Raw genomic sequence first — 21,365 nt, 5'->3', positions numbered from 1 at the left:
CACAGATAAGGCGTGTCGCGCAGAGGCATGGCGGGAGGTGGGTTATGAAAGTTTGGGGTGGGGATTTTCATTGCGGGTGTGAGCAGTTCTCAGCGCCGCTTTAGCGGCTATACTCGGCACTCGTCACCAAATCGAGCCAACGTTATGGCACCAGCGCGCCGCAATGGCAAAAAACTCAGTGCAGATGCTTTGATTCGCACAATCGCCAGTTCGACCGCAATCGAAACCGGCCAAAGCGTCGAAGAGATCGAGCGCAAGCTCAAAAACAAAAGTGCTAAATTTGCGCATCTCAATCTTGCGCAATGACGCTGTCGGGCAAGGTCTGAGTCAATCGAGCAATGCCTGCCTTACCCAATATTCCATGGGCTCATAGTTGCAGTTCAACCCTTGGTTGATCGCAGCAAAGCAAGCGTCCTTGTGCTCTTCCCACGCGCTGTAATCCAGCGGCACGCGACCGCCCTGAACCGCCATCACATCCGCAAGCAATCTGGAGAGCCGCCCGTTACCTTCCCGAAACGGGTGGATCAGGATGAACTCGACGTGGCTCAAGGCAATTGCCTTGATCAACTCTTCATCGGTGCAGTCATTGCATGGGGTGAATCTGCCTAAACAGTCGCGCTCAAAATCAGCAAGCAATCGAGGGATTTGTGGTGCCGCCGCGAAAGTGAAGCCTCCCTTGCCCATATTCACCGAGCGAAGGTCGCCGGCCCAAGGGTAAAGATTACCGAGCCAGCGTCGATGCCAGTCCGCCAGATCCTGGATCGTAAGCTGGCGATCGGGCAGATCTTCGATCAGCACCGAAAGATACAGTTTCTCCAGCAGTACAAGTTCGGCGTCGTCCATGTCTTGCGGATCGGTAATACCAAGCTTGTTGGCTAACACCTGTTCGTCCGAGCCAGGTTCATAGCTACTTTGCGAACCTTCAGCGTCATAGCGATTGATCATTTTTTCGCCCATAGCGGATAAGTTTGCTATTGAAGCAACAACCATAGGTGCGAGTGCAGACTTTGATCAAACGCACAAACCAGAACGGCCACCCTCAGGCAGCCGTTCGTTTCGCTCATATCCCAACCAGGCGTGGTTAAAACGCCGGTTACACCATTTCGTTACGAATCCATTCAACCACCGACGTGCGTTTCGGCGCCCAGCCCAATTGTTCGCGTGCGTGTTTGCCGCGCACGCGGCTGTTGGAGCCGAGGCCGTAGTTGGCCATTTCGTAGCCCCACTCGGCTTCAGCGTCTTTGAGTGGCCAGTCTTGCGGTGCGCCGAGGTTCAGTGCCTCGGCCATGGCGGTGGTCATGTCGATGAACGACGACTCGCCGCTTTCGACGAAGTAGAAAGTCCCCGGCACATTTTTGCTCAGCGCCAGCAGGTACAGGGCGACGACGTCTTCAATGTGCACGTTGGACCAGATGTTCTGGCCGGTGCCGACGTGGCGGACGACGCCGCTGTTGCGCGCCTGTTTGAGCAGGCGTGGCAATTGCACGCTGTCGCGTTTGACGCCGAGGCTGTGGCCGTAGATCAAGGTGTTGCAGATCACCGCCGAATTCACCCCGTCCTGCGCGGCGGCGAGGATCAGGTTGTCGATGGCGACGCGGGCGGCTTTGTCGACGGTCGGTGCCGGCAGTTTGTCTTCGTAATAGATGACGTCGCTGGATTTACCGCCCGAGGCATCGCCGACGATGCTCGAACCGCTGGTGTGGAGGAATACTTTGTTGGAGCCGCGAAGGGCGTCGAGCAACGCTTCGACGGCGGCGCGATGGTCGCTGCTGGCGGCGTTGATCACCGCATCGGCGGCGCGCGCCTGTTCGGCCAGCAGGGCGCTGTCGTCGAGGGTGCCGATGATCGGGTTGATGCCCAGGGCGCTGAGTTCCTGCGCTTGTTCGGCACTGCGCACCAGACCGGTGACGTTATGGCCGGCCTGAACCAGACCTGTGGCGATCGAGCCGCCGATAAATCCGGCAGCGCCGGTAACAAATACGTTCATGGAGAAACTCCCTGCGTGGATAAGTGATGCAGCGAGTATCAACCGGCTGACTCTGGCGAAAAATCCCCGGTGAGCCAAATCACTGTTGCGCAGGGGTCACGAATCAGCCGTTGAAATCCGAGTTGGCGTACACCGCCAATTTGCTCTGGATGAAGTCGAGGAAGCACTGGATGCGCAGGGCCAGTTGCGAGTTGCGGTAGTAAACGGCGTTGATCGGCTGGCGATAACCGCTGTTGAAATCGGCGAGGACTTCTTGCAGGCGCCCGGCGCGGATGTCGGCGTGGGTCATGAAGTCCGACAGGCAAGCGATGCCCTGGCCTTCGAGCGCCAATTGGCGCACGGTTTCGCCGCTGGAGGCGTTGATCGCTGCGTTGATCGGCCAGCGGTCGCCGTGCACATGGCGCAGCGGCCATTGGTTGAGGCCGTCGTTTTGGGTGAAGCCGAGCAGCGCGTGTTGCGTGAGGTCTGCGACGGCGAGGGGCGTGCCGTGTTGCTGCAGATACGCCGGGCTGGCGACGATGTGCAGCGGGCTGCAACCCAGCGAACGCGCGTGCAGCGTCGAGTCGGCCAGCGCGCCGATGCGGATGGCGATGTCGGTGCTTTGTTCCAGCAGGTCAATGATCAGGTCGTTGCTGTTGAGCTCGAGCTGAATGTCCGGGTAGAGCCGGCGGAACTCGTCGATGTACGGCACGATGGCGTGCAGCATGAACGGCGACGCGGCGTTGATGCGCAGGCGCCCCGACGGGGTTTGCTGGCGGGAATTGAGGCGTTCTTCGAGCTCGTCCATTTGATCGAGAATCCGCTTGGCGTGTTCGAAGAAATACTTGCCCTCCTCGGTCAAATCCATGCGCCGCGTGGTGCGGTTGATCAGCGTGGTGTCGAGCTTGGCTTCGAGGCGCGACAAGGTGCGACTGACCGCCGAAGGCGTTTGCCCGACCTGCTCGGCGGCGGCGGAAATCGACCCGCATTCAATCACGCAGACGAAAATCTGCAATTCATCGGATCTGGCTTTCACGTGAGTCCCTTATCGATTGTCCTGCGCCACGTCTGTCAGTCAAAACAGCGCAAATCTCCTGTAGGAGTGAGCCTGCTCGCGAAATCGCTGGGTCAGCCAATGCAAATATCGACTGACTGGACGTCTTCGCGAGCAGGCTCACTCCTACAGGTTATGAGTTGTCTCTGGCAGATCACTCGTCACAGCTTCAGGCTGTCGATAGTAGCTGAGCGTTACGCCTTGAGGCCAAACACCTCAGTCAAATGCGCCTCGTAGCGCTTGATATCGCCTTCGATATCCGGGCGTTTCATCACGTCCACGCAGAGGAACGTCGGCAATCCGCTCATGCCAAGGAAGGTGTTGGCCTTGTGGAACGGAAAGTACACGGCGTCGACGCCTTTGGCTTCGAAGAAGTCGCTCGGGTCGTCGAAGGCTTGCTGCGGCGCGTTCCAGGTCAGCGACAACATGTATTGCTTGCCCTGCAACAAACCGCCGCTGCCGTACTTTTGCGAGGCATCGGACCGGGTGCGGCCGTCGCTGGCGTAGAGGCTGCCGTGGCCCTCGGTGAAGACTTCGTCGATGTACTTTTTCACCGTCCACGGCGCGCCCATCCACCAGCCCGGCATCTGATAAATGATCACGTCGGCCCAGACAAATTTCGCCACTTCTTCGGCAAGGTCGTAGCCCCCGTCGATGAACGTGGTTTTGACGTCCAGGCCACCGCGATCCAGCACGCTCAGCGCGGTTTCATGCAGGGTCGCATTGTAGCGGCCATCGGAGTGGGCGAACTTTTTGCCGCCATTGAGCAACAGGACTTTTTTCATCAGCGATCTCGGAAGGTTGGGAATTCGATGGCGGCAGATTAACCATCCGCCTCGCGCGGAGTAAGCGTCGAATTCACAAAAATCATTTGACCAAAACGCACGAATCGACCGCGGATTGTTGCTGCGAACTTGCGCCGAGGGTTAGTGGAACATTACCCGCTGATCAACAAATGCCCGCCGAGCACGCCGAGGCCGATGAAGAAAACCCGTTTGAACAACACCGCGCTGATCCGCTGGCGCAGCCATTGCCCGAGCAACATGCCGAGCACCGCCGGGACCAGCGCCAGCAATGACGCGCTCAACTCGCCGCCGCCCAGTGCGCCGCGCCAGAGCAGGCCGGCGGCGAGCGCCAGGGTCGAGACGGTGAACGACAGGCCCAGCGCCTGCACCAGTTGATCCTTGTTCAGACCGAGCGCTTGCAAGTACGGCACGGCCGGAATCACGAACACCCCGGTGGCGGAGGTGATGACGCCCGTCAGCACCCCGCAAACCGGGCCGAGCCAGCGTTCGGTGTGGCTGCCGACGCGCAAGGTCGGCAGCAACAATCCGCTCAGCGCATAGATCAACAGCGCCGCGCCCAAACCCCGGACCACCCAATGCCCGCCAGCCATACCGAGCCACAACGTGCCCGCGCCGGTGCCGATGAAAATCGCCAGGAGCATGAGCCACAGACGTTTGCTCAGCCCTCGCAAATGTCCGCCGAATGCCAGTTGCCAGACGTTGGTCAGAGTTGCCGGGATGATCAACAACGCGGCTGCCTGCGCTGGGGCCATAGCCAGGCCGAGCAGGCCCATGGCGATGGTCGGCAGACCGAGGCCAATCACACCTTTGATCATGCCGGCGAGCAGGAAAGTGCCGATGACCAACAGCGACAGGGCTAGGCCGAGGTTTTGATAATACGAGACGAGTGTGTTCATGCGGCTATCGTGCGCGCGGCTGGCCGGGTTGAAAATGCGCCATATACTGAGCTTGCCTCTTAAATGGATTGAGGCTGATGACGCCTTCGCGGGCAAGCCTCGCTCCTACAGGTTCTGTGAACACCGGACCTCTGTAGGAGCGAGGCTTGCCCGCGAAGAGGCCCGCCTGATCAATGCAAAAACTGAACGCTTCCATACTTCGCGTGGAAACGAGCGCCAACAGAAGATAGAACCATGCACTTCGACCTGACCGACCTGCGCCTCTACCTGAACATCCTCGACACCGGCAACATCACCGCTGGCGCCGCCCGCAGCCATTTATCCCTCGCTGCCGCCAGCACACGCATCCGGGCGATGGAAGCGTCGCTGGGCATTGAATTCCTCCAACGCAATCGCCGTGGCGTCACCCCCACGCCGGCCGGCAAAGCCCTCGCGCAACACGCCAGAACGTTGCTGCAACAGGCCGAGCGCATGCAACAGGATCTGGCCGAATACGCCAACGGCGTCAAAGGTCAGGTGCGCCTGCTGTGCAACACCACTGCCATCACCGAATACCTGCCCGAACTGCTCGCCGACTTCCTGCGCGAGCACCGCAACCTCGACATTGATTTGCAGGAATTGCCCAGCGCGCGCATCACCCACGCCTTGCGCCAGGGTGCGGCGGACCTCGGCATCGTGTCCAACGCCGTGGACACTGAAGGCCTGCAAACCCGAGCGTTTCGCGACGATCCGCTGGTGCTGATCCTGCCGCCCGGCCATCCCCTCGGCGAACAACCCTCACTAACTTTCGCCGACACGTTGCAGCATGACTACGTCGCGCTCGGCGCCCACAGCGCGCTGGCCATTCACCTTGAAGAACAGGCATTGCACATCGGCCAGCGCATGCAAATCCGCATTCGTGCCGATGGCTTCGACGGCGTCATGCGCATGGTCGCGCGTGGCGCCGGGCTGGCCATCGTCCCGCGCATCGCCCTTGAACGTTGGCAGGCACCGCAAACGTTGATCAGCCGAACGCTTGGCGAAGACTGGGCCAAGCGCTCGCTGAAACTCTGCGCCCGCGACTTCGACACGCTGCCCGCTTACGCCCGCGCCTTGCTGCAGGCATTGAGCCCGACCACGCCTTGACTCTACCGCTAGGGGCAGACTCTATGCTGCGGGCTTCATTTCGGGAGTACATGCGATGAGCAAACGAATGCTCGTGATTCTGGGTCACCCCTCCTCCGACAGTTTCTGCGCGGCGCTGAGCGATACCTACGTCCAGGCCGCCAAAACCGCCGGACATGACGTGCGCTTGCTGCGCCTCGACGCGCTGGATTTCGACCCGGTGCTGCACGAAGGTTATCGCGTCATCCAGCCGCTGGAGCCGGACCTGCTGCAAGCCCAGGCCGACATCCTGTGGGCCGAACACCTGACGTTCGTTTATCCAATCTGGTGGGGCGGTATTCCAGCGTTGATGAAGGGCTTTCTCGATCGGATTTTCCTCCCCGGTTTCGCCTTCAAGTACCGCGAAGGCAAAGCGTTCCCCGACAAACTGCTCAAGGGCCGCACCGCGCATTTGCTGGTGACCATGGACACGCCGCCCTGGTACTACAAATGGATTTACCGCATGCCGGGCCTGCATCAGATGCGCAAAACCACATTGGAGTTTTGCGGGATAAAACCGCTGAAAACCCTGACGTTCGGGCCGATCCTCGGCTCCAAATCGACCCAGCGCGACGCCTGGCTCGAACAGGCGCGAGTGACTGCCGGCAGCTGATTCACCTCGCTATGCGCTGACGGCGCGCCGACGCCGTCAGCCTCGCTCCCGTCCCCTGCAAAGCGGTCGTTCGTCGGCTGCGCGCGTCATTTGATCGGCGCTGCAATTTTTGCCATTTATCCCCTATATTATTCCCCCCTGTCAGGCATGAGGCCTGACAGCGCTACGCCCTGTTTGATCATCGAGACGGACCTTTATGTATATCGGCAAAGCCGCCCAGCTATCGGGCACCACAGTCAAAAGCATTCGCCACTACGAAGAAATCGGCCTGTTGCCCGTGCCCAAACGCGAAGGCAAATACCGCATTTACAGCCAACAGAGCGTCGAAGTGCTGACGTTCATCAAGTGCGCCCAACAACTGGGTTTCAAGCTCAAAGAGCTGCAAGTGATGCTGAACCAGTACGACGGCGAAGCATTCCCGTGGGACATGGCGCAAAAAGCCATCGACGAAAAAAAAGCCGAACTGGTGTCCCAGATCGGCGCTTTGCAGCAATTGCACGATGGCCTCGAAGCGTTTGAAAGCAGCCTCAACGACGCTCGGGAAGAATGCCAGTTCGAGCGCATCGCTCGTTACGGCAAAAAAAATCCGGTTACCACGCTGAACTGAGCACCTTGCTGCGCCGGGCGAGCGTGCCCGCAAACCCGTCGGGTCATTGCGGACACGCTCGCCGGTTCAGCTCAGCGCAGGTTCGCCCGCCACAGCGGTACGTTCAGGCGTCTGCGCGACCGGCACAATCGCCGCGAAAAACCACGGCGACACCAGCGTCACCAGCAGAATGGTCATGACCCCGCTGGAGAACAGCGCCATCGCCACCAGCGCGCCCAGGTCGACAATCGGCTTGAAGTCGGAAAACAGCAGCGCCATGAAGCCCACCGAGAAAATCACCACGTTGACCACCGTCGAGCGGCCCACGGTGTGCATCGCCTGCAAGATCGCCGCGTCGATGTGCACCCCTTGCTGCACCAGCAGTTTGATCCGCGACAGCAAATGCACCGCGTAATCGACCACGCCCACCACCAGGAAAGTCACCAGCGTGGTGCCGATATTCAGCTCGATGCCGAACAGGAACATGAAGCCGTACACCGTCACCGACGTGGTCAGCAGCGTGAGCATGCCGAGCACGCCCAGACGCACCGATTTCAGCCAATACATCATCATCAGCGTGACCACGATCAGCGCCAGGGAAAAACTCAACACCTGCCCTTGAGTGATCTCCTGCAACACCCCGGTCCAGATCAACGGCGTGCCCGCGTGCGTCACTTCGAGGTTGGCCGGTTTGTTCACCAGCAGCCAGGCGTCCAGCCGATCGAGCATGTTCTGGTAATCGCTGGCCACCGATGAGGTCATGGTGTACAGCGTCAGCGCCTTGGAATAGTCGGCGTTGAGCACGTTGTTCAGGTCCGAACCGCCGCCGTTTTCAAAGAGCATCACGTGTTGCTCGATCAACGAATTGCCCGGCACCTCGAAGCGCTCGGTTTGCCCTTCGTCGTTAACCGCCGTGACCTGCTCCAGTGCTTGCGGCACGCGCAGGTAATCGGGATTCATGTCGTTGAGCACCAGGTTCATGCGCTTGACGTATGTGGCCAGCGAGTAGCCGTAACTGACGTGCGGTTGCTGCTTGATGAACTGGTCGAGCTTGTCGATGAACTGCACCACTTCGGTGGTCAATACGCCGCGCGGCTCCTTGCTGTCGATGGCGATCCAGCCCGGCGCCGTGCCTGCTACTCCGGCGTGGTTGATGTATTGGTCGGAGACGCGGATATGGCTTTCGCTCTTGAAATAGGCGATGCCCGAATCCTCGATATCGACGCGAAAGGTGAACACCGTCATCAGCGCCAGCAGCGGCAACGCCACCCACAAAATCGGTTTGCGCCACTGAATCAGCCGCGCGCAAAACGCGACCAGGTAGCGCGAAATGATCGATTCCTTGTGCACCGCCGCCAGGGTTTTCGGCGTCTGGTCCTTGCCCCAGATCGAGATCCACGCCGGAATCAGCAACAGCGAAATAATCAGCGCAGCAGTCAGGCCGATCGACATGAACACGCCGAAGTTGCGGATGCTGACAATGTTGTTGGTGGTGGAAATCATGAACGTGGCAATGGTCGTCACGGTGGTCAACACCACCGGCACCACCATCAGGCGCTGAGTTTGCCGATTGGCTTCGCGGTTACTTTTGCCGGCGTTTTTCTGCTCGTAATACTCGGCCATCACATGGATCGCGTCCGAGCAGCAAATGGTAAACAGAAACACCGGCAGCACGCTGGTCAACAGGTCGAACGGCACCCGCAGCAGGCCCATCAACCCCAGCGTCCAAATGGTGCAGAACAGAATATTGAACAGCGGCAGCAGCACGCCCAAGGGTTTGCGGAAGAAGAAAATCAGCAGCACGGTGATCAGCAGAAAGACAATCGGAAACAGCACCGCCAAGTCGTGGTCGATGATCTCTTGCTGGGCGGCGATGAAGATCGGCATCCCGGCAATGAAAATCTCATCGGTGAATTCGGGGTGCGCCGCCTGATAGTCGGCAACGATGCCGCGCACGATCTGATAAGCACGTAATTGCGCCTGGGCATCGTCCTGCTTGGTGCCCAGTTCGGCGACCAGCATCGCGACTTTCTTGTCCTTGGAGACCACGCCGTCGACCATCAGCTCGTTGCCCATGATCTGCGATTCGACCAGCGCCGGGTCCATGTCGTAGGCGTTCAAAGTCTTGTGAATCAGCAGCTCGCCATCGTTGGTCAGGACGATGTTTTCCAGGTCGCCCATCGACGCCATTTCGCGGATCGGGTTGATCCGCTCGGCCAGAAACGTCAGGAACAATTGGTCGTAACTGTCCCAGTTGTGCTCCTTGGCGTAATCACGCAGCGCTTTGGCCTGGGCGTAGTCGTTCTGGGAAAACCCGCCTTCGAGAATGTCCCGGGTCAGCAACTGCGACCGGCTGTCGTCGGGATGTCTGGCGACGATTTGCGCCAGTTGCTCCTTGTCGGCGTCGTTGGCCAGAATCATCTTGCGCACCGACTGCGACAACGCAAAAAGTGCATTGAGGGTCGGCTTGTTGAACACCGTTTGCGGGTTGTTGATCGCGACCATCACCGAGTCGAATGTACCGGTGAATTCGCCTTGCAGGTCGATGATGGTTTTGCGCGCCGGATGGCTTTCCTTGAGCAGGTACGGGTTGGTGTCGGAGATCAGTGAGCCCAGCGTATAGGTGAAATACGCGGTGATCGCCACCAGCAGGAAAACGATCGCCCGCGCATAGCGCTCGACGAAGTTCAGGTATCTTTCCATGAGCATGCGTTCCAGTCGTCGGGGTCAGCGCTTAGCGGGCGGACACGGCAAATTCCGGCACGTCGCCGGTTTTCAGCCCGCGCTTGATGGCGGTCTGGGTGAACAGGCGGTCTTCCAGTTGCACGTTGTATTGCAGGTGGTTGAAGCGCATTTCCGAGCGTGTGCCGTCGATGTAATGCTCGGTTTCGCTGAGCACGATGCTGTCGATCGAGTCGATGGTCTCGACTTTCTGTGTGCGCATCTGCTTGACCAGCACACCTTTGACGTCGAAGAAGTCCTGACGCATGACCAGGAAATTCTGCTTGTCGATCCACACTTTCAGCTTGTTGTAACCGGTCTTGGCCAACACTTCGGGCGAGGCCGGTTCGCGTTCGATCACGTAACAGTCGCGGCCCTTGACCGATTCTTCGCCGAGCAGTGTTTGCGTGTAATCCTTGACCCGGATCTTGTCGAGATCGGCGTATGAATACTCGCTGCCCATGAACGAGCCGCGCTTGTCAGTGGTGGAAATGCGTCGCGTCTGACGGCTGACCGGCAGGTACATCCACTGGCTGTCTTCCAGGCCCAGGGTTTCGTGCGGGTTTTCGATGTGGAACGCGACGTCGCGCACATCGGTCGGCGCGGAGAAATACATGCTGAATTTGTCGCTGTCCGGGTAATCCTTTTGCAGGTAGGTGAACTCGCGCACGCGGGTATTGCCCTTCTTGTCGTGAAGGATCAGCGACACCTGGGACATGAAACTGCTGCCGTCATTGCGGTCGCGCACCTGGCTGAGGATCTCGTCGGCATTCTTGCCGTCGGCGGCGTGAGCGACAGCGGCGCAAGCAGCGCTCAAGATCAGCGCAGCGGTCAGATTTTTAAGCATCAGCTTTTTAAACGTCTGCTTTTCAAACGTCTGCTTTTCAAAGATTGGCAACATGGAAAATTCCTTTTTGATCATGGTTTAAAACAGGTAGCCGGCGGACAGCCGCACTTGGTCGCGGTTGTTGTACTCGCCGAAGGTTTTATCGGATTTGCCGACGAACACGTCCACTTCCAGCCCGAGCTTGATCCAGTCCACCGGTTTGTAAGTGAAGATGCCTTGCAGCAGCGCGTCGTCCTTGAACGGTGGCGACGCGGCGACCACCAGACGGCTTTTCAAGCGGTCCTGCCAATGCGTGCCCTCGGCGGACAAAGTGAACAGATTTTCGCGCTCGTCCTGGACCATGCCGTCCTGCCAGTCGAGCAATTGCTGGTGCTGCCATTGCGCGGAAATCAGCCAGTCGCGCAGCAGGTAATCGACGCCCAGAAGCGACTTGACCATCGAGCTGCTGTCGGCGCCGTAAGCGCGGGTCGGGTTGGTCACGCGCCAGTTGTCGAACCAGGCAATTTCGCTACGCACGACGATGCTGTGGCCGGCATCGATCGCCAGCCCCGCGCCGCCCATGGTGTAGCGCGCAAATTGCCGTTCGAGGCGCGTGCGTCCATCCTCGGCCAAGCCTTCGACGGCATATACCGGGTCCTGTTGGCGCGCATTCAGCGCGACAAAACTGGTGTCCACCGCACCGATCCGGCCGTTGGCGCTCAGGCCATAAGCGAAGCCCTTGTCGCCGTCGTAATCGGGCTTGGAGTCGAGCAGAAAATACTCCGGGTCAGGCCTGGCAAACAGCGGCGCATCGAACTCGCTGCCGGCCACCGGTGCCTGGTTTTTGACAAAATCGGTGATCCACAACGCCTCCAGTTCCCACTCCCCGACCGGTTGCGCATACCGCACCATGGGCACGGCGATGCGGCTGTCTTCGAGCAGCGGCGTGACGCCGTCGCGATAGTCCAGCGGGTTGACCTGATCGAGCACCCGCAACTCATCGGCCCGGCCCCACACCACTTGCTGCCAACCGACCGTCACCTCGCCGTCACCGACCGACTGCCCCCAATACAAATGCCGCCAGTCGGCGTCGAAACGGTACCTGTCGCGCGCCCGTTCGCTGTACGGATTATTGCCATCGTAGCGGGCGTCGTAACGCACGCGACCCTTGGCCTTGTAGTAACCGCCGTCCCAATTGCCTTCCAGGTTGGCCTTGAAATACACGGCTTTCTGGGTGATCCGGTCATCGCCGTGCAAACGCAATGCGCTGGCCACGCCGACTTCGGCATCGGCGTAATTGGGCTGCAAATCCTCGATGCTCAACGCCGCCGACGCCGGTTGCGCAGCAATGCACGCCAGCGCCGCCCACGCGGCGCAGCTGATAGGTGATCCGGTCATGGCTACATTCCCAACCCGACACCGCCATCGATCACCAGACTCTGCGCCGTTACCGCGCCCGCCTCCGGGCTGGCGAGGTAACGCACCATCGCCGCGACTTCTTCACTCTGAATGAAGCGGCGCATCGGCAATTTCTTTTTCGCGTTGCGCAGGATCTGTTCCTGGGTCAGCCCGGCAATCGCCGCTTGCGCGGCTAATTCACCTTGCAGCATCGGCGTGTCGATCCACGCCGGGAGAATCGCGTTGACCGTAATTTGCCGTGGCGCCAGGTCCATCGCCAAGGCTTTGGTCATGCCGACGATGCCGTGTTTGGACGCGCAATACGCGCTGTTGCGCACCTTGCCGGCGCGCCCGAGGATCGACGACATGTTGATGATCCGCCCACGATCCGGCATCAGCGGCAGGCACAACGAAGTCACGTAAAACGTGCCGTTGAGGTTGACCGAAATCACCTTGTGCCAGTTGTGCAAATCTTCCGGTTCGTTCTCGTTGCAGATGCCGGCGCTGTTCACCAGCACATCGACGTATTGCACCTGTTGGCCGAGGTTTTTGAACAACGCCTGCATGCTCGGCAGGTCGGCAATGTTCGCCGCATGGGTTTCGACCTGGGCTTTGATTTGCCCTTGCTGCTCGTCCACCCAGCGCTGCAATTGCGGCAGATCCAGATCGAGCAGAATCAACCGGTGATCGGCGTCGCTGGCAAAGTTTTCCGCGACGGCGCGGCCGATGCCTTTGGCGGCACCGGTGATCAGAATGGTTCGGCTCATGGCATTTTCAACCCGCCGTTGACCGGCAAGACCTCGCCGGTCAGGTACAAACCACGATCGGCGATGTACAGCACCGCTTCGGCGATTTCCTGCGGTTCGGCGTAACGCTTGATCAGCAATCGCGCCTGGATTTCCTGCTCCTGAGTGCCGATCAGCGCGGTGCTCATTTCGGTGTTGACGATGCCCGGCGCTACCGCGTTGACGCGGATGTTGCGCGGCGCCAATTCCACCGCCAGCGCGCGGGTCAGCGCTTCGACGCCACCCTTGGCGGCGGCATAGTTGCTTTGGCCCTTGCCGGGTTTTTGCGCGGCCACCGAGCTGATGTTGACAATGCAACCGCTGCGCTGGCGCAGCATGCCCGGCACCACTTGCTGACAGCACAACAAAGTGCCGATCAGATTGGTCTGGATCACCTCGACGAGGTCGCGCTCCGGCATCGTTGCAAGCAAGCCGTCGCGGGTAATCCCGGCGTTATTGACCAGTACGTCGATGCGCTCGAAATGCGCTTCGACGCGCTGGAAAAAGCCCTTGATGCTGTCGCCGCTGCTGACGTCGCATTGCAACGCCAGACAATCCAGCCCTAACGCCTGCACCTCTTCGCGCAGGGACATCGCCGCCACTTCGTCGCGCACATAACTGAACGCGACCTGATAACCGGCGCCCGCCAACGCCAGGACAATCGCCCGGCCGATGCCGCGACTGCCGCCGGTCACCACTGCTACTTTATTCGGCATGACCATTCCTTAGAGAGAGTTGTTTAAGATTTTTTCAAAGGGAATTGTTGGTCTTGAACTGCGCGAGGCTGAAGCCGTGAGTCGCCGCCAGTGCGCGAATCTGCTGCACCTGTTCGCGGCTGATATCGCCGTAGGAGTAATGCTGTTTCATCCCCGACAACCCCATCAGCACCGACTCGGCCATGCACGCGTACAACTGACCTTGCTTGAGGTAGGCGCGCACGTTCGGCGCCAGACCATCGCCGAGCGGCGTCTGCACGATTCCGCCGTGCATGTACAGCACGTCCGGGCGCTGGCTCGCGAGGTTTTGATCGACGTTCAACGGCACCGCGATGTCGCAGATCACGCTGTTTTCGGCAAAGTGTTCGGCGCCGAGAAACGGCTGCGGCGCGTTCGCCGCACACAGCACGATGCGCGCCTGTTTCAGCACATCAAGGTCGTTGCTGACGGTGATAAAGGCGTTCGCGCCCAGGCGTTCTTCGACCAGGCGCATCACCCGCTGACCGAGGTCGGCAGCGTTGCCATGCGCCTGCAACAAGGCGTCGATGCCTTCAAGTTTGTGCAAGCGGCTGGCGAGCCGGTCATGCTCGGCGACACCCTTGAGAATCGCCCGCGCCGCTTCGGCGTAGATCAAGTGCGCGGTCTTCTCCAGACGCCGCAGGGAACCGTCGCGACCGCTGCCGATGAGGATCAGGTGCTCGACTTCGACCGAGAGCAACGAGGCATAAGTTGACGCAATGTTGCCGGCCGCACCGACCACCGCCGCCGTCTGCTCGCGCAGTTCCAGGCCTTGCTGTTTGCAGCCCTGCTCGATGGCTTCGAGGCCCATGCCGATGGTCAGCGCGTTGCCCGACGTCAGCGCCATGTCGGGAATCTTCAGCGCCTGGCAATTGTTGGTGACAATCGAGGTGTACATGCCCAGCCCGGCAACGCTGTAGCCGTCGGCGCGGGCATCACGGATGCGATGGGCGATTTCGTCGCGGATCTTTTCCAGGTCACCGCTGGCGATGTATTCGGCCATCGCGTCGGAGTCCATGCACAACGGGTACAAGGTGAATTCCACCGCTGTGCCGAGTTTCGAGCGAATCAGCGCCGGACCGATGGGCGCCGCACGCCGCTCCGGGGCCATGCGTTTGATGAACTCGCGTTTCTGCGCGGCGCTGAGGGTCGAAAGCGACGGGTCGACATCGCTGAGCATGTCCGCGTCGATCAGGTGATTGATGAACGCCACGCGCGCCACCACGCGCACGTTTTCGTCAGGCTTTGGGAGGTTTTCAGTCGCCTCGAAACTGACCTCGCGCGCCGGCACGGCTTGGATGCTCTCGGCACAGATACCGGCCGCCAACGGGAACGCATCGCGACGCCGCAGCATGTCGCAGACTTTCTGCAACGAAGCGATCAATCCGTCGATTTCTTCGAACGTGATGCACACCGGCGGTTCGAGGCGAATCACGTTGGCGTTGCTGCCCGACGGCGCGACCCGCAGCGCTTCGAATTGCAGCAGGTAGCCGGCGATGATGTAACCCAGCGCATCGTTGTACTGCGCCGAGGCCTGCACCAGCGAACTGCTGCCGGTCAGGTCATGCAGTTCGAAACCGAGCAGCAAGCCGCGCCCGCGCACATCGGCAATCACATCCGGATAAGCCGCTTTGAGTTCGAGCAGCGATGACTTGAGGTATTGGCCTTTTTTGTTCACGTCCTTGAGCATCGCGCTGTCGTTCTCGAACAAACGGCGCAACGCTGCCAAAGCGATATGACACGAAGCATCGTCCTCGGCGAAGGTCGAACTGTGGATGTAGCTGAAATCGTTGTCGTAATGGCTGGCGCGAATCACCGTCGCGGCGATTTTCATCAGGCCGCCACCCAGCGCTTTTGACAGGCAGTAGTAATCGCCCTGCAAGTTGAAGTGGCTGGCGCCGAGCAAGGTGCCGGTGCGGCCAAAACCCGATTGCACTTCGTCGATGATCAGCGGGCATTGCTGCTCGTTGCACAAGCGCCGCAGCCCCAGATAGAACTCGTTGGCGAACTCGTTGATGCCGCCCTCGCCCTGAATCGGCTCGACCAGCACAGCGGTGATTGCACTGAACGCTTCACGGCGCACCTGCAAGGTTTCGCCGCTCCACGCCAGGCTCAACCAATGCCGCGTGTGACGCGCCGGCAGGTCGTGCAGTTGCTGCGGTTGTTGCGGGTCGATGAACTCGACGTTGAGGCCAAAACGGGCAAACGGCTGGCGGTATTGTTTGCCGTAAGTCAGCTGCACGGTGTTGACCAATTTGCCGTGGAAACTGCCGCGCAGCGCGACGAAAACCGGCTCGACGTGCAACTGCGCGAGGTTGTGTTGACGGACCGCTTCAACCACTTGGCGCACGGTCACGCAGGACAGATTGTCCGGGAGCAATCCGGCGGGCAAGTCGAGCTCATCACGGTCCAGTTCGACGTAAGCCTTGTCGCTGGCGGTCAGGCTGGCCAAAGCGAAATCCAGTTCATCGAACTGCTTCTGCAAGTTTTTCTGCCGACGGTATTCCGCATGTTTGACGGCGATTTCCACGGACTCGGCGCCGCTGTTGGAGAAGGTCGAAATGTAGCGCTCGCTGTTGTTCAGTTCGCGATTGAACGCTTCGCTGAGCTCACGCCCCAATTGCCCGGCAGCACCGCGCACCGACATCTGCGCATTGAACGGCACGTCGGCGCGCAACAGGTTGCACAGTTGATCGACAAATTGCGGGTCATTGTGGCCGTACAGCGCTGCGCCGTAGCCGCCGAGAAAATCGGTGACGGTGACTTCCGCGCCGCTTTTGTCGCGGTAGAACAACTTGCTGCCCAACGCCCGGTGGAACTGGCATTCCAGGCCCAGCGCCTGCATCAGCTCGACAAATTTTGGCCGTACGTAATCGCGGTAATCCATGACAGTGACATCCCTTGAGTAGAAAAAATGTTTGAGTGCGCGCCGGCGGCTAGCGGGCCAGCTGATGCTCGTGCTGATGCTCGTGTTGATGTTCGTGTTGATAGTCAAGTTGGTAACAGGCGCTGAAACCGTTGCTGTCGCGGTTGATGATCAGGCAGTCGTGCAGCACTGCGTCGCGGCGTTCGCCGAGCACAAACGGCAGATGCGCATCGACTGATTGCTGCAGCCCGATGATCGGCGGCACGCTTTGCGCCTGTAGCGCGTGATGGGCGAGGATCATATCGACCAGGCTCGGCGCACCGCTGAGAATGCCGGTCACCGATGCCGCACTGGTGATGTGCGCGGCGCCGACGCGGGCCAGCGTGCGTGCGAGGTCGGCGTCTTTCTGCGGATCGCCGCTGGCGCTGCTGATCAGCAGATCGGCCTGTTTGTCCGGCAGGCTCAACGCGTCCAGCCGTGCATGCGCGTAAAGTCCCGCGACGCAGGTTTTCGGCCCTGGCGGCAGATCGTCGGCGCGGCGCAGAATCAACGCCGCCGCGCCCTCCCCGGCAATGCCGCCCGTGCCCCGGCGATCAAACGCCAGCATGTCGTGGCTGCCGTCGGTGCTGATCACCCCGGCCTCGGCCAGTGCGGCCAACGCCAACGGGTCAAGTTCACTGCCGGCGCCGACCACAATGGCCGCATCGATACGACCGCTTTGCAGCGCCGCGCAGGCTTCGCGCATGGCCGCCAGATTGCCCGCCACGCCTTGCATGTAGGCGTTGCATTCGCACTCCAGTTTCAGCGCCAGGCTGATGATCCCGAGCAAACCATTGCTCAGACTTTTCAGCACCAGGAACGGATCGAGTGCGCGCTCCTGCAATACCCGTCGAGCGAGGCGCTGCATATCGGCCCCGCTTTCATCGCCGGGCTCGGCGCGGCGCTGGTCGCGGCATTCGTGGAGCAGCTCGCCATACGCGGCAATCGACGGATGGGTGTAGCCGCCCTGGGAGCAATAGAGGCCATAACGCACGCCATCGTTGCCCGGTTGCAGCCCGGCGTCTTCCAGTGCCTGGCGCACCGCGCTGACACCCCAGATCACCGCCGGCGGGCAGTAACGCTGCAAGTTTTGCGCGACGTCCTGCCGACTGCGTTGATGGTCTTCCTCGGCGACATGCCCGAACGCGGCGACGCGCTCGCTGTAAAACAGTTTCGATTGCAGCAGCGCGATGCCGCTGCGCGCTTCACTGGCCGCCGACCAGAAACGCTGCACGCCCCAGCCACTGGCCAACACGCAGCCACTGCCGGCAATCGCGACACGTACATTGGCGCCAGTCATTGTCCGTGCTCCCGGTATTTGCCAAGCGCCAGCGAGGTATTGAGCCCGCCGAAACCAAACGAATTGCTCAAGGCAAAATCCACTCGACGGCTGACCGCTTGCCCGGCGCAATAGTCGAGGTCGCATTGCTCATCGACGGCATGCAGGTTGACGGTTGGCGTCACCAGATCATTCAGACAGGCCAGCGCAGTGACGATGCATTCCGGCGCACCGGCAGCAGCAATCAAGTGGCCGAATTGCGACTTGTTGGCGCTGACCGCCAGCGACTGATAGTGCTTGTGTTCGGCGAACACACTTTTGATCGCCAGCGTCTCGGCGACGTCATTCAGCGGCGTCGAAGTGCCGTGGGCGTTCACCAGATCAATCTGCTGCGGGCGCAAACCGGCGTCGTCCAGCGCCGCTTGCATCGCCAGCGCTGCGCCACGTCCTTCGGGTTGCGGTGCGGTGACTTTGTAGGCGTCGAGGCTGCTGCCAAAACCGAGCACTTCGGCATACGGCGTGGCGCCGCGCGCCAAGGCGTGTTCGAGGCTTTCCAGCACCACAAAACCGCCGCCCTCGCCGGCAATCAAGCCACTGCGATCACGGTCGAACGGCCGGCACACGTCAGCGCCCCAGCGCTGTTCGCTGGAGGCCGCGCCGAGCAGGTACAGCGCGGCCATGGTGTCGAGGTTCAACACCGAATCGGCGCCACCGGCAATCGCCACGCTGACTTCGCCGCGACGAATCATCTGGAACGCATTGCCGATTGCCTGGGACGCGCCAGCGCAGGCGCTGCTGATATTGATCACCGGGCCTTCGCAACCCAAGCCGTCGGCAATCACTCGCGCCAGCCGATCATTACTCTGGCGCAGCGAGCCGTCGGCGCTGACTTCGGCGGCACGCGGCAGCAGATTTTCCCAGCCCGGTGCGGCACCGTCGGCACTCTGCGTCAGCAGCATGTCGGCGAGCATGTGTTGCGGCGCCCCGGAGGCGCAGAGCACCGCGGCATCACGCATTTGCGCGACGCTCAGGCCGCTGTCGTTGACGGCCTGGGTGGCGGCGACCCAGCCAAATCGGCTGCGTTTTTCCAGCGCCACGGTCCAGGCTGGATGGTCGCGCAGAGTGTCCGGTAACAACGCCATGTCGACGGCGGCGGCATAGCGCACCGGGAAGATTTCGTCCTGCAAACCGTCGGGCTGCCACGGGCGCACACAGTGTTCGGCGCCGAGCATTTTTTCCCAGAGGGTCTGCCACTCGAAACCGAATCCGGTCACGGCGCCCAAGCCAGTAATCACAATCCGTGTTGCACTCATGTGTGCTTCTCCATGGTTTCGCTGAGCAACAGCAAGGCGCCCCAATGTCCGGCGCGGCTGTGGCTGACCAACAGCGTATGACCGGGCGTCGGCACTGCCGCTTGACGCTGCTGCAGGGTCAGGGCGATTTCCGTCAGCAGAGCGCTGGCACCGAGTTCGCCGGTCACGCTACGGCTGCTTCGAGTGCCTTGAGGATGTTCAGCGAAGAGGTTTTCCAGCAGCGGATCATCGAGATTGGCGACGATGTTCTGCACATCACTGAGGCGAAGTTTCTGCGCATTCAGGACCTTCTCGATGACCTTGGCACCGACCGCCGCAGCGCGTTGCGGATCGGCGCTATAACCGCGAGTAAAACCGACGATCCGCAGCGCATTGGTGTTGTTCGGCGCCGGTGTCGCTGCCAGCAGCAACGCGGCCGCGCCCTCACCGAAAATCACCTCGGCCGGCGGCTTGGGTTCGCGCAAATACAGGGCCGGCGTCAGGTTCGGGCTGCTGCTGACCACCAGCGCGGCGTCGGCGCGTTGTTCGGCAATTTGCTGCACAGCTTCGATCAACGCGTCGAGCCCGGCGTTGTCCTGGGAACAGAAACCCGCCATCGGGCCGTGGCATTCCAGAGCTTCGGCGACGTAGGCCATCACGCTGCTGTTGAGCAGTGTCAGCGCGTGCAGCGGCGGCGTGTTGGCCAACAACGGTGCCAGCACTTTTTGTGGTTGTTCGCTGATCGCCTGCACCGCTTCCCAACAAGGGCTCGGCGCGTCGACTTCCGGGATCGCCGCCGTCAACGCAATGCGTGTCGGCGGCAATTGCAGCGCCGCGAGTGACGGCGCCAGGCTGGCCACGCAATGCAACAGGCGCAGGCCTTGCGGCTCGACGCTGCGCTGGATCTTGCGGTCAAACAGGTCGCGGGCCAGGCTCGGCGTGGCCAGGGCAAAGGCCCGGCGCGTTGGGTCGAATGCCAGGGGTTGCGGCGCTGGCGGCGTCCCGAGCAGGTCGCCGCAAGGGTCGCTGGCAGCGTTCAAAACCGCCGCCGAATGGATGTAAACGGCAATGCTCATGTCATGCCCTCCCCAAAATCAGCGAGCTGTTGACGCCGCCGAAACCAAACGAATTGGACATCACCACGTTGATCGACTGGCGCACCGGTTCGCTGAGGAATTTCAGCGCAGGGTATTCGGCGCGGTCGTGGTCGTAGTTCAACGTTGGCAACAGCACGCCGTCGCGCAAACTGATCAGCGACAGAACCGCTTCAATTGCGCCGCTGCCCGCGAGGGAGTGGCCGATCGCCGATTTGTTGGCGGTGAACGTCACGTGGTGCTGCCCTTGAGCAAACACCCGTTGCAGCGCCAGCGCTTCGCAACTGTCGTTGGCCTGCGTGGAGGTGCCGTGAGTGTTGACGTGTTGCACCGCGCTGCCGAGCAGCCCGGCGTCTTCGATGGCCGCTTCCATGCATTCCTCGTATTTGCTGCCGTCGCGGCTGCTGGAGGTCATTTTTTGCGCCTCGCAGACATTCGCGTAACCCAAGACGCGGCCCAACGCCGTGGCTTTGCGCCGTTGCGCGTGTTCGGCGGATTCAAGGATGACCAGCGCCGCGCCCTCGCTGATGACAAAACCGCAACGGTCAGGCATGAACGGGCGGCTCTGCTCGCTGGCCGGCAGGTCGGCCTGGCACAGCGCGCCGAGGCTGTTGAACATGTAATAAGGCAGTTCGTTGGCCATCAATTCGACGGCGCCGCATATCGCCAGGTCGATTTCGCCGCGCTCGATGGCCCGGTAGGCGCTGCCAATTGCCATGGTGCCGGCGGCGCATGCATCGGAATGGGTGGAAATGTGGTCACGGATGCCGAGTCGCTCGGCGAGGTGTTGAGTCTGCTGATCGACCCGCCGCGCGAACGGCGAACTCGCCGGCGCCGGGTGCGCCAGCAGTCGATCGAGATCAACGCGCCCAGCCTCATCCATGCAGCGGCTGGCGCGCTGCAGCTCGTCGCTGTCGGCGCAGTATTTGTTGGCGCCGAGGAATAATCCGCTGCGCGCATGAGCGACGTCGGCCGGGGTCAGGCCGGCATGTTGCAAGGCTTGCCGGGCAACGTAATCGGCCAGCACGCTTTGCCGTGGATGCAGCGCAGCATTGCCGCCAAACCCGGCGGCGATCTGTTGCCATTGGCCGTCATCGATAAACCCGGCCGCGCAATTGTTGAAGCCCAACGCCTTGAACCGTGGATGTTCGCGGACACAGGATTGCTTCTGGCAAATCCGCTCGAACAACGTGGCGGCGTCCAGCGCCATGGGCGCCACCAGACCGAATCCGGTCACATAGACTTCTCGTGCCCGCATGAGAACTCC

19 protein-coding genes are annotated in these 21,365 nt (G+C 61.0%); 4 read left to right on the top strand and 15 right to left on the bottom strand.

Annotated features, from left to right (window positions below; all coding sequences use genetic code 11):
* The first annotated feature begins 57 nt into the window (after positions 1-57).
* Positions 58-306 (top strand): hypothetical protein, encoded by a 249-nt coding sequence (locus FBY12_RS07070; RefSeq protein WP_145252407.1) that lies wholly within the window; start codon positions 58-60, stop codon positions 304-306.
* Between the two features lie 21 nt (positions 307-327).
* Here FBY12_RS07070 and FBY12_RS07065 read toward each other — a convergent pair whose 3' ends face one another.
* From FBY12_RS07065 to FBY12_RS07045, 5 genes are all read right to left on the bottom strand, one after another.
* Positions 328-945 (bottom strand): Fic family protein, encoded by a 618-nt coding sequence (locus tag FBY12_RS07065; protein WP_145252405.1) that lies wholly within the window; start codon positions 943-945, stop codon positions 328-330.
* A gap of 148 nt (positions 946-1,093) precedes the next feature.
* The gene (locus tag FBY12_RS07060; protein ID WP_121731817.1) at positions 1,094-1,987 is read right to left on the bottom strand and encodes an NAD-dependent epimerase/dehydratase family protein; all 894 of its coding nucleotides are present in this window, start codon (positions 1,985-1,987) and stop codon (positions 1,094-1,096) included.
* A 103-nt stretch (positions 1,988-2,090) separates the two neighbouring features.
* Complete coding sequence (locus tag FBY12_RS07055) at positions 2,091-3,002, bottom strand: LysR family transcriptional regulator (protein WP_145252403.1); 912 nt, start codon at positions 3,000-3,002, stop codon at positions 2,091-2,093.
* Positions 3,003-3,214: 212 nt separating this feature from the next.
* Positions 3,215-3,805: an NAD(P)H-dependent oxidoreductase gene (locus tag FBY12_RS07050; protein ID WP_145252401.1), complete on the bottom strand. Its 591-nt coding sequence runs from the start codon at positions 3,803-3,805 to the stop codon at positions 3,215-3,217.
* Positions 3,806-3,957: 152 nt separating this feature from the next.
* Positions 3,958-4,722 carry a sulfite exporter TauE/SafE family protein gene (locus FBY12_RS07045; RefSeq protein ID WP_145252398.1) on the bottom strand — a complete coding sequence of 255 codons (765 nt, stop codon included), beginning with the start codon at positions 4,720-4,722 and terminating at the stop codon, positions 3,958-3,960.
* Between the two features lie 234 nt (positions 4,723-4,956).
* On the opposite strand from FBY12_RS07045, the gene FBY12_RS07035 reads away from it, so the two are divergent.
* The 3 genes from FBY12_RS07035 to FBY12_RS07025 all read left to right on the top strand — a co-directional run bounded on the left by FBY12_RS07035 (position 4,957) and on the right by FBY12_RS07025 (position 7,085).
* Positions 4,957-5,847 carry a LysR substrate-binding domain-containing protein gene (locus FBY12_RS07035; protein ID WP_145252394.1) on the top strand — a complete coding sequence of 297 codons (891 nt, stop codon included), beginning with the start codon at positions 4,957-4,959 and terminating at the stop codon, positions 5,845-5,847.
* 55 nt (positions 5,848-5,902) lie between these two features.
* Complete coding sequence (locus FBY12_RS07030; protein ID WP_145252392.1) at positions 5,903-6,478, top strand: NAD(P)H-dependent oxidoreductase; 576 nt, start codon at positions 5,903-5,905, stop codon at positions 6,476-6,478.
* Between the two features lie 196 nt (positions 6,479-6,674).
* The gene (locus tag FBY12_RS07025; protein ID WP_145252390.1) at positions 6,675-7,085 is read left to right on the top strand and encodes a MerR family transcriptional regulator; all 411 of its coding nucleotides are present in this window, start codon (positions 6,675-6,677) and stop codon (positions 7,083-7,085) included.
* A 66-nt stretch (positions 7,086-7,151) separates the two neighbouring features.
* Here FBY12_RS07025 and FBY12_RS07020 read toward each other — a convergent pair whose 3' ends face one another.
* The 10 genes from FBY12_RS07020 to FBY12_RS06975 are packed head-to-tail and all read right to left on the bottom strand — an operon-like array spanning position 7,152 to position 21,356.
* Positions 7,152-9,767 carry an RND family transporter gene (locus FBY12_RS07020; RefSeq protein WP_145252388.1) on the bottom strand — a complete coding sequence of 872 codons (2,616 nt, stop codon included), beginning with the start codon at positions 9,765-9,767 and terminating at the stop codon, positions 7,152-7,154.
* A gap of 31 nt (positions 9,768-9,798) precedes the next feature.
* Positions 9,799-10,686: an outer membrane lipoprotein-sorting protein gene (locus FBY12_RS07015; RefSeq protein ID WP_371927390.1), complete on the bottom strand. Its 888-nt coding sequence runs from the start codon at positions 10,684-10,686 to the stop codon at positions 9,799-9,801.
* 24 nt (positions 10,687-10,710) lie between these two features.
* Complete coding sequence (locus tag FBY12_RS07010; RefSeq protein WP_145252386.1) at positions 10,711-12,009, bottom strand: DUF1302 family protein; 1,299 nt, start codon at positions 12,007-12,009, stop codon at positions 10,711-10,713.
* 2 nt (positions 12,010-12,011) lie between these two features.
* Entirely contained in the window at positions 12,012-12,776 is a 765-nt protein-coding gene (locus FBY12_RS07005; RefSeq protein WP_145252384.1) for an SDR family NAD(P)-dependent oxidoreductase, read from the bottom strand.
* Entirely contained in the window at positions 12,773-13,510 is a 738-nt protein-coding gene (locus tag FBY12_RS07000; protein ID WP_145252382.1) for a 3-oxoacyl-ACP reductase family protein, read from the bottom strand. The genes FBY12_RS07005 and FBY12_RS07000 overlap by 4 nt, the downstream gene beginning before the upstream one ends.
* Before the next feature lie 34 nt (positions 13,511-13,544).
* Complete coding sequence (locus FBY12_RS06995; protein ID WP_145252380.1) at positions 13,545-16,415, bottom strand: aminotransferase class III-fold pyridoxal phosphate-dependent enzyme; 2,871 nt, start codon at positions 16,413-16,415, stop codon at positions 13,545-13,547.
* 49 nt (positions 16,416-16,464) lie between these two features.
* On the bottom strand, positions 16,465-17,733 hold the full coding sequence (locus tag FBY12_RS06990) for a beta-ketoacyl synthase N-terminal-like domain-containing protein (protein WP_145252378.1): 1,269 nt from the start codon (positions 17,731-17,733) through the stop codon (positions 16,465-16,467).
* Complete coding sequence (locus FBY12_RS06985; RefSeq protein WP_145252376.1) at positions 17,730-19,025, bottom strand: beta-ketoacyl synthase; 1,296 nt, start codon at positions 19,023-19,025, stop codon at positions 17,730-17,732. Before FBY12_RS06985 ends, FBY12_RS06990 begins: the two co-directional genes overlap by 4 nt.
* Positions 19,022-20,080, bottom strand: coding sequence for a beta-ketoacyl synthase (locus tag FBY12_RS06980; RefSeq protein WP_145252374.1), 1,059 nt, complete (start codon positions 20,078-20,080; stop codon positions 19,022-19,024). The genes FBY12_RS06985 and FBY12_RS06980 overlap by 4 nt, the downstream gene beginning before the upstream one ends.
* A 1-nt stretch (position 20,081) precedes the next feature.
* A complete protein-coding gene (locus tag FBY12_RS06975; protein WP_121731832.1) occupies positions 20,082-21,356 on the bottom strand; it encodes a beta-ketoacyl-[acyl-carrier-protein] synthase family protein in 1,275 nt (424 codons plus the stop codon).
* Positions 21,357-21,365 lie beyond the last annotated feature (9 nt).

This window comes from Pseudomonas sp. SJZ131 (assembly GCF_007828705.1).
GTDB lineage: Bacteria > Pseudomonadota > Gammaproteobacteria > Pseudomonadales > Pseudomonadaceae > Aquipseudomonas > Aquipseudomonas prosekii.
This window is presented reverse-complemented; position numbering and strand designations above follow the sequence as displayed.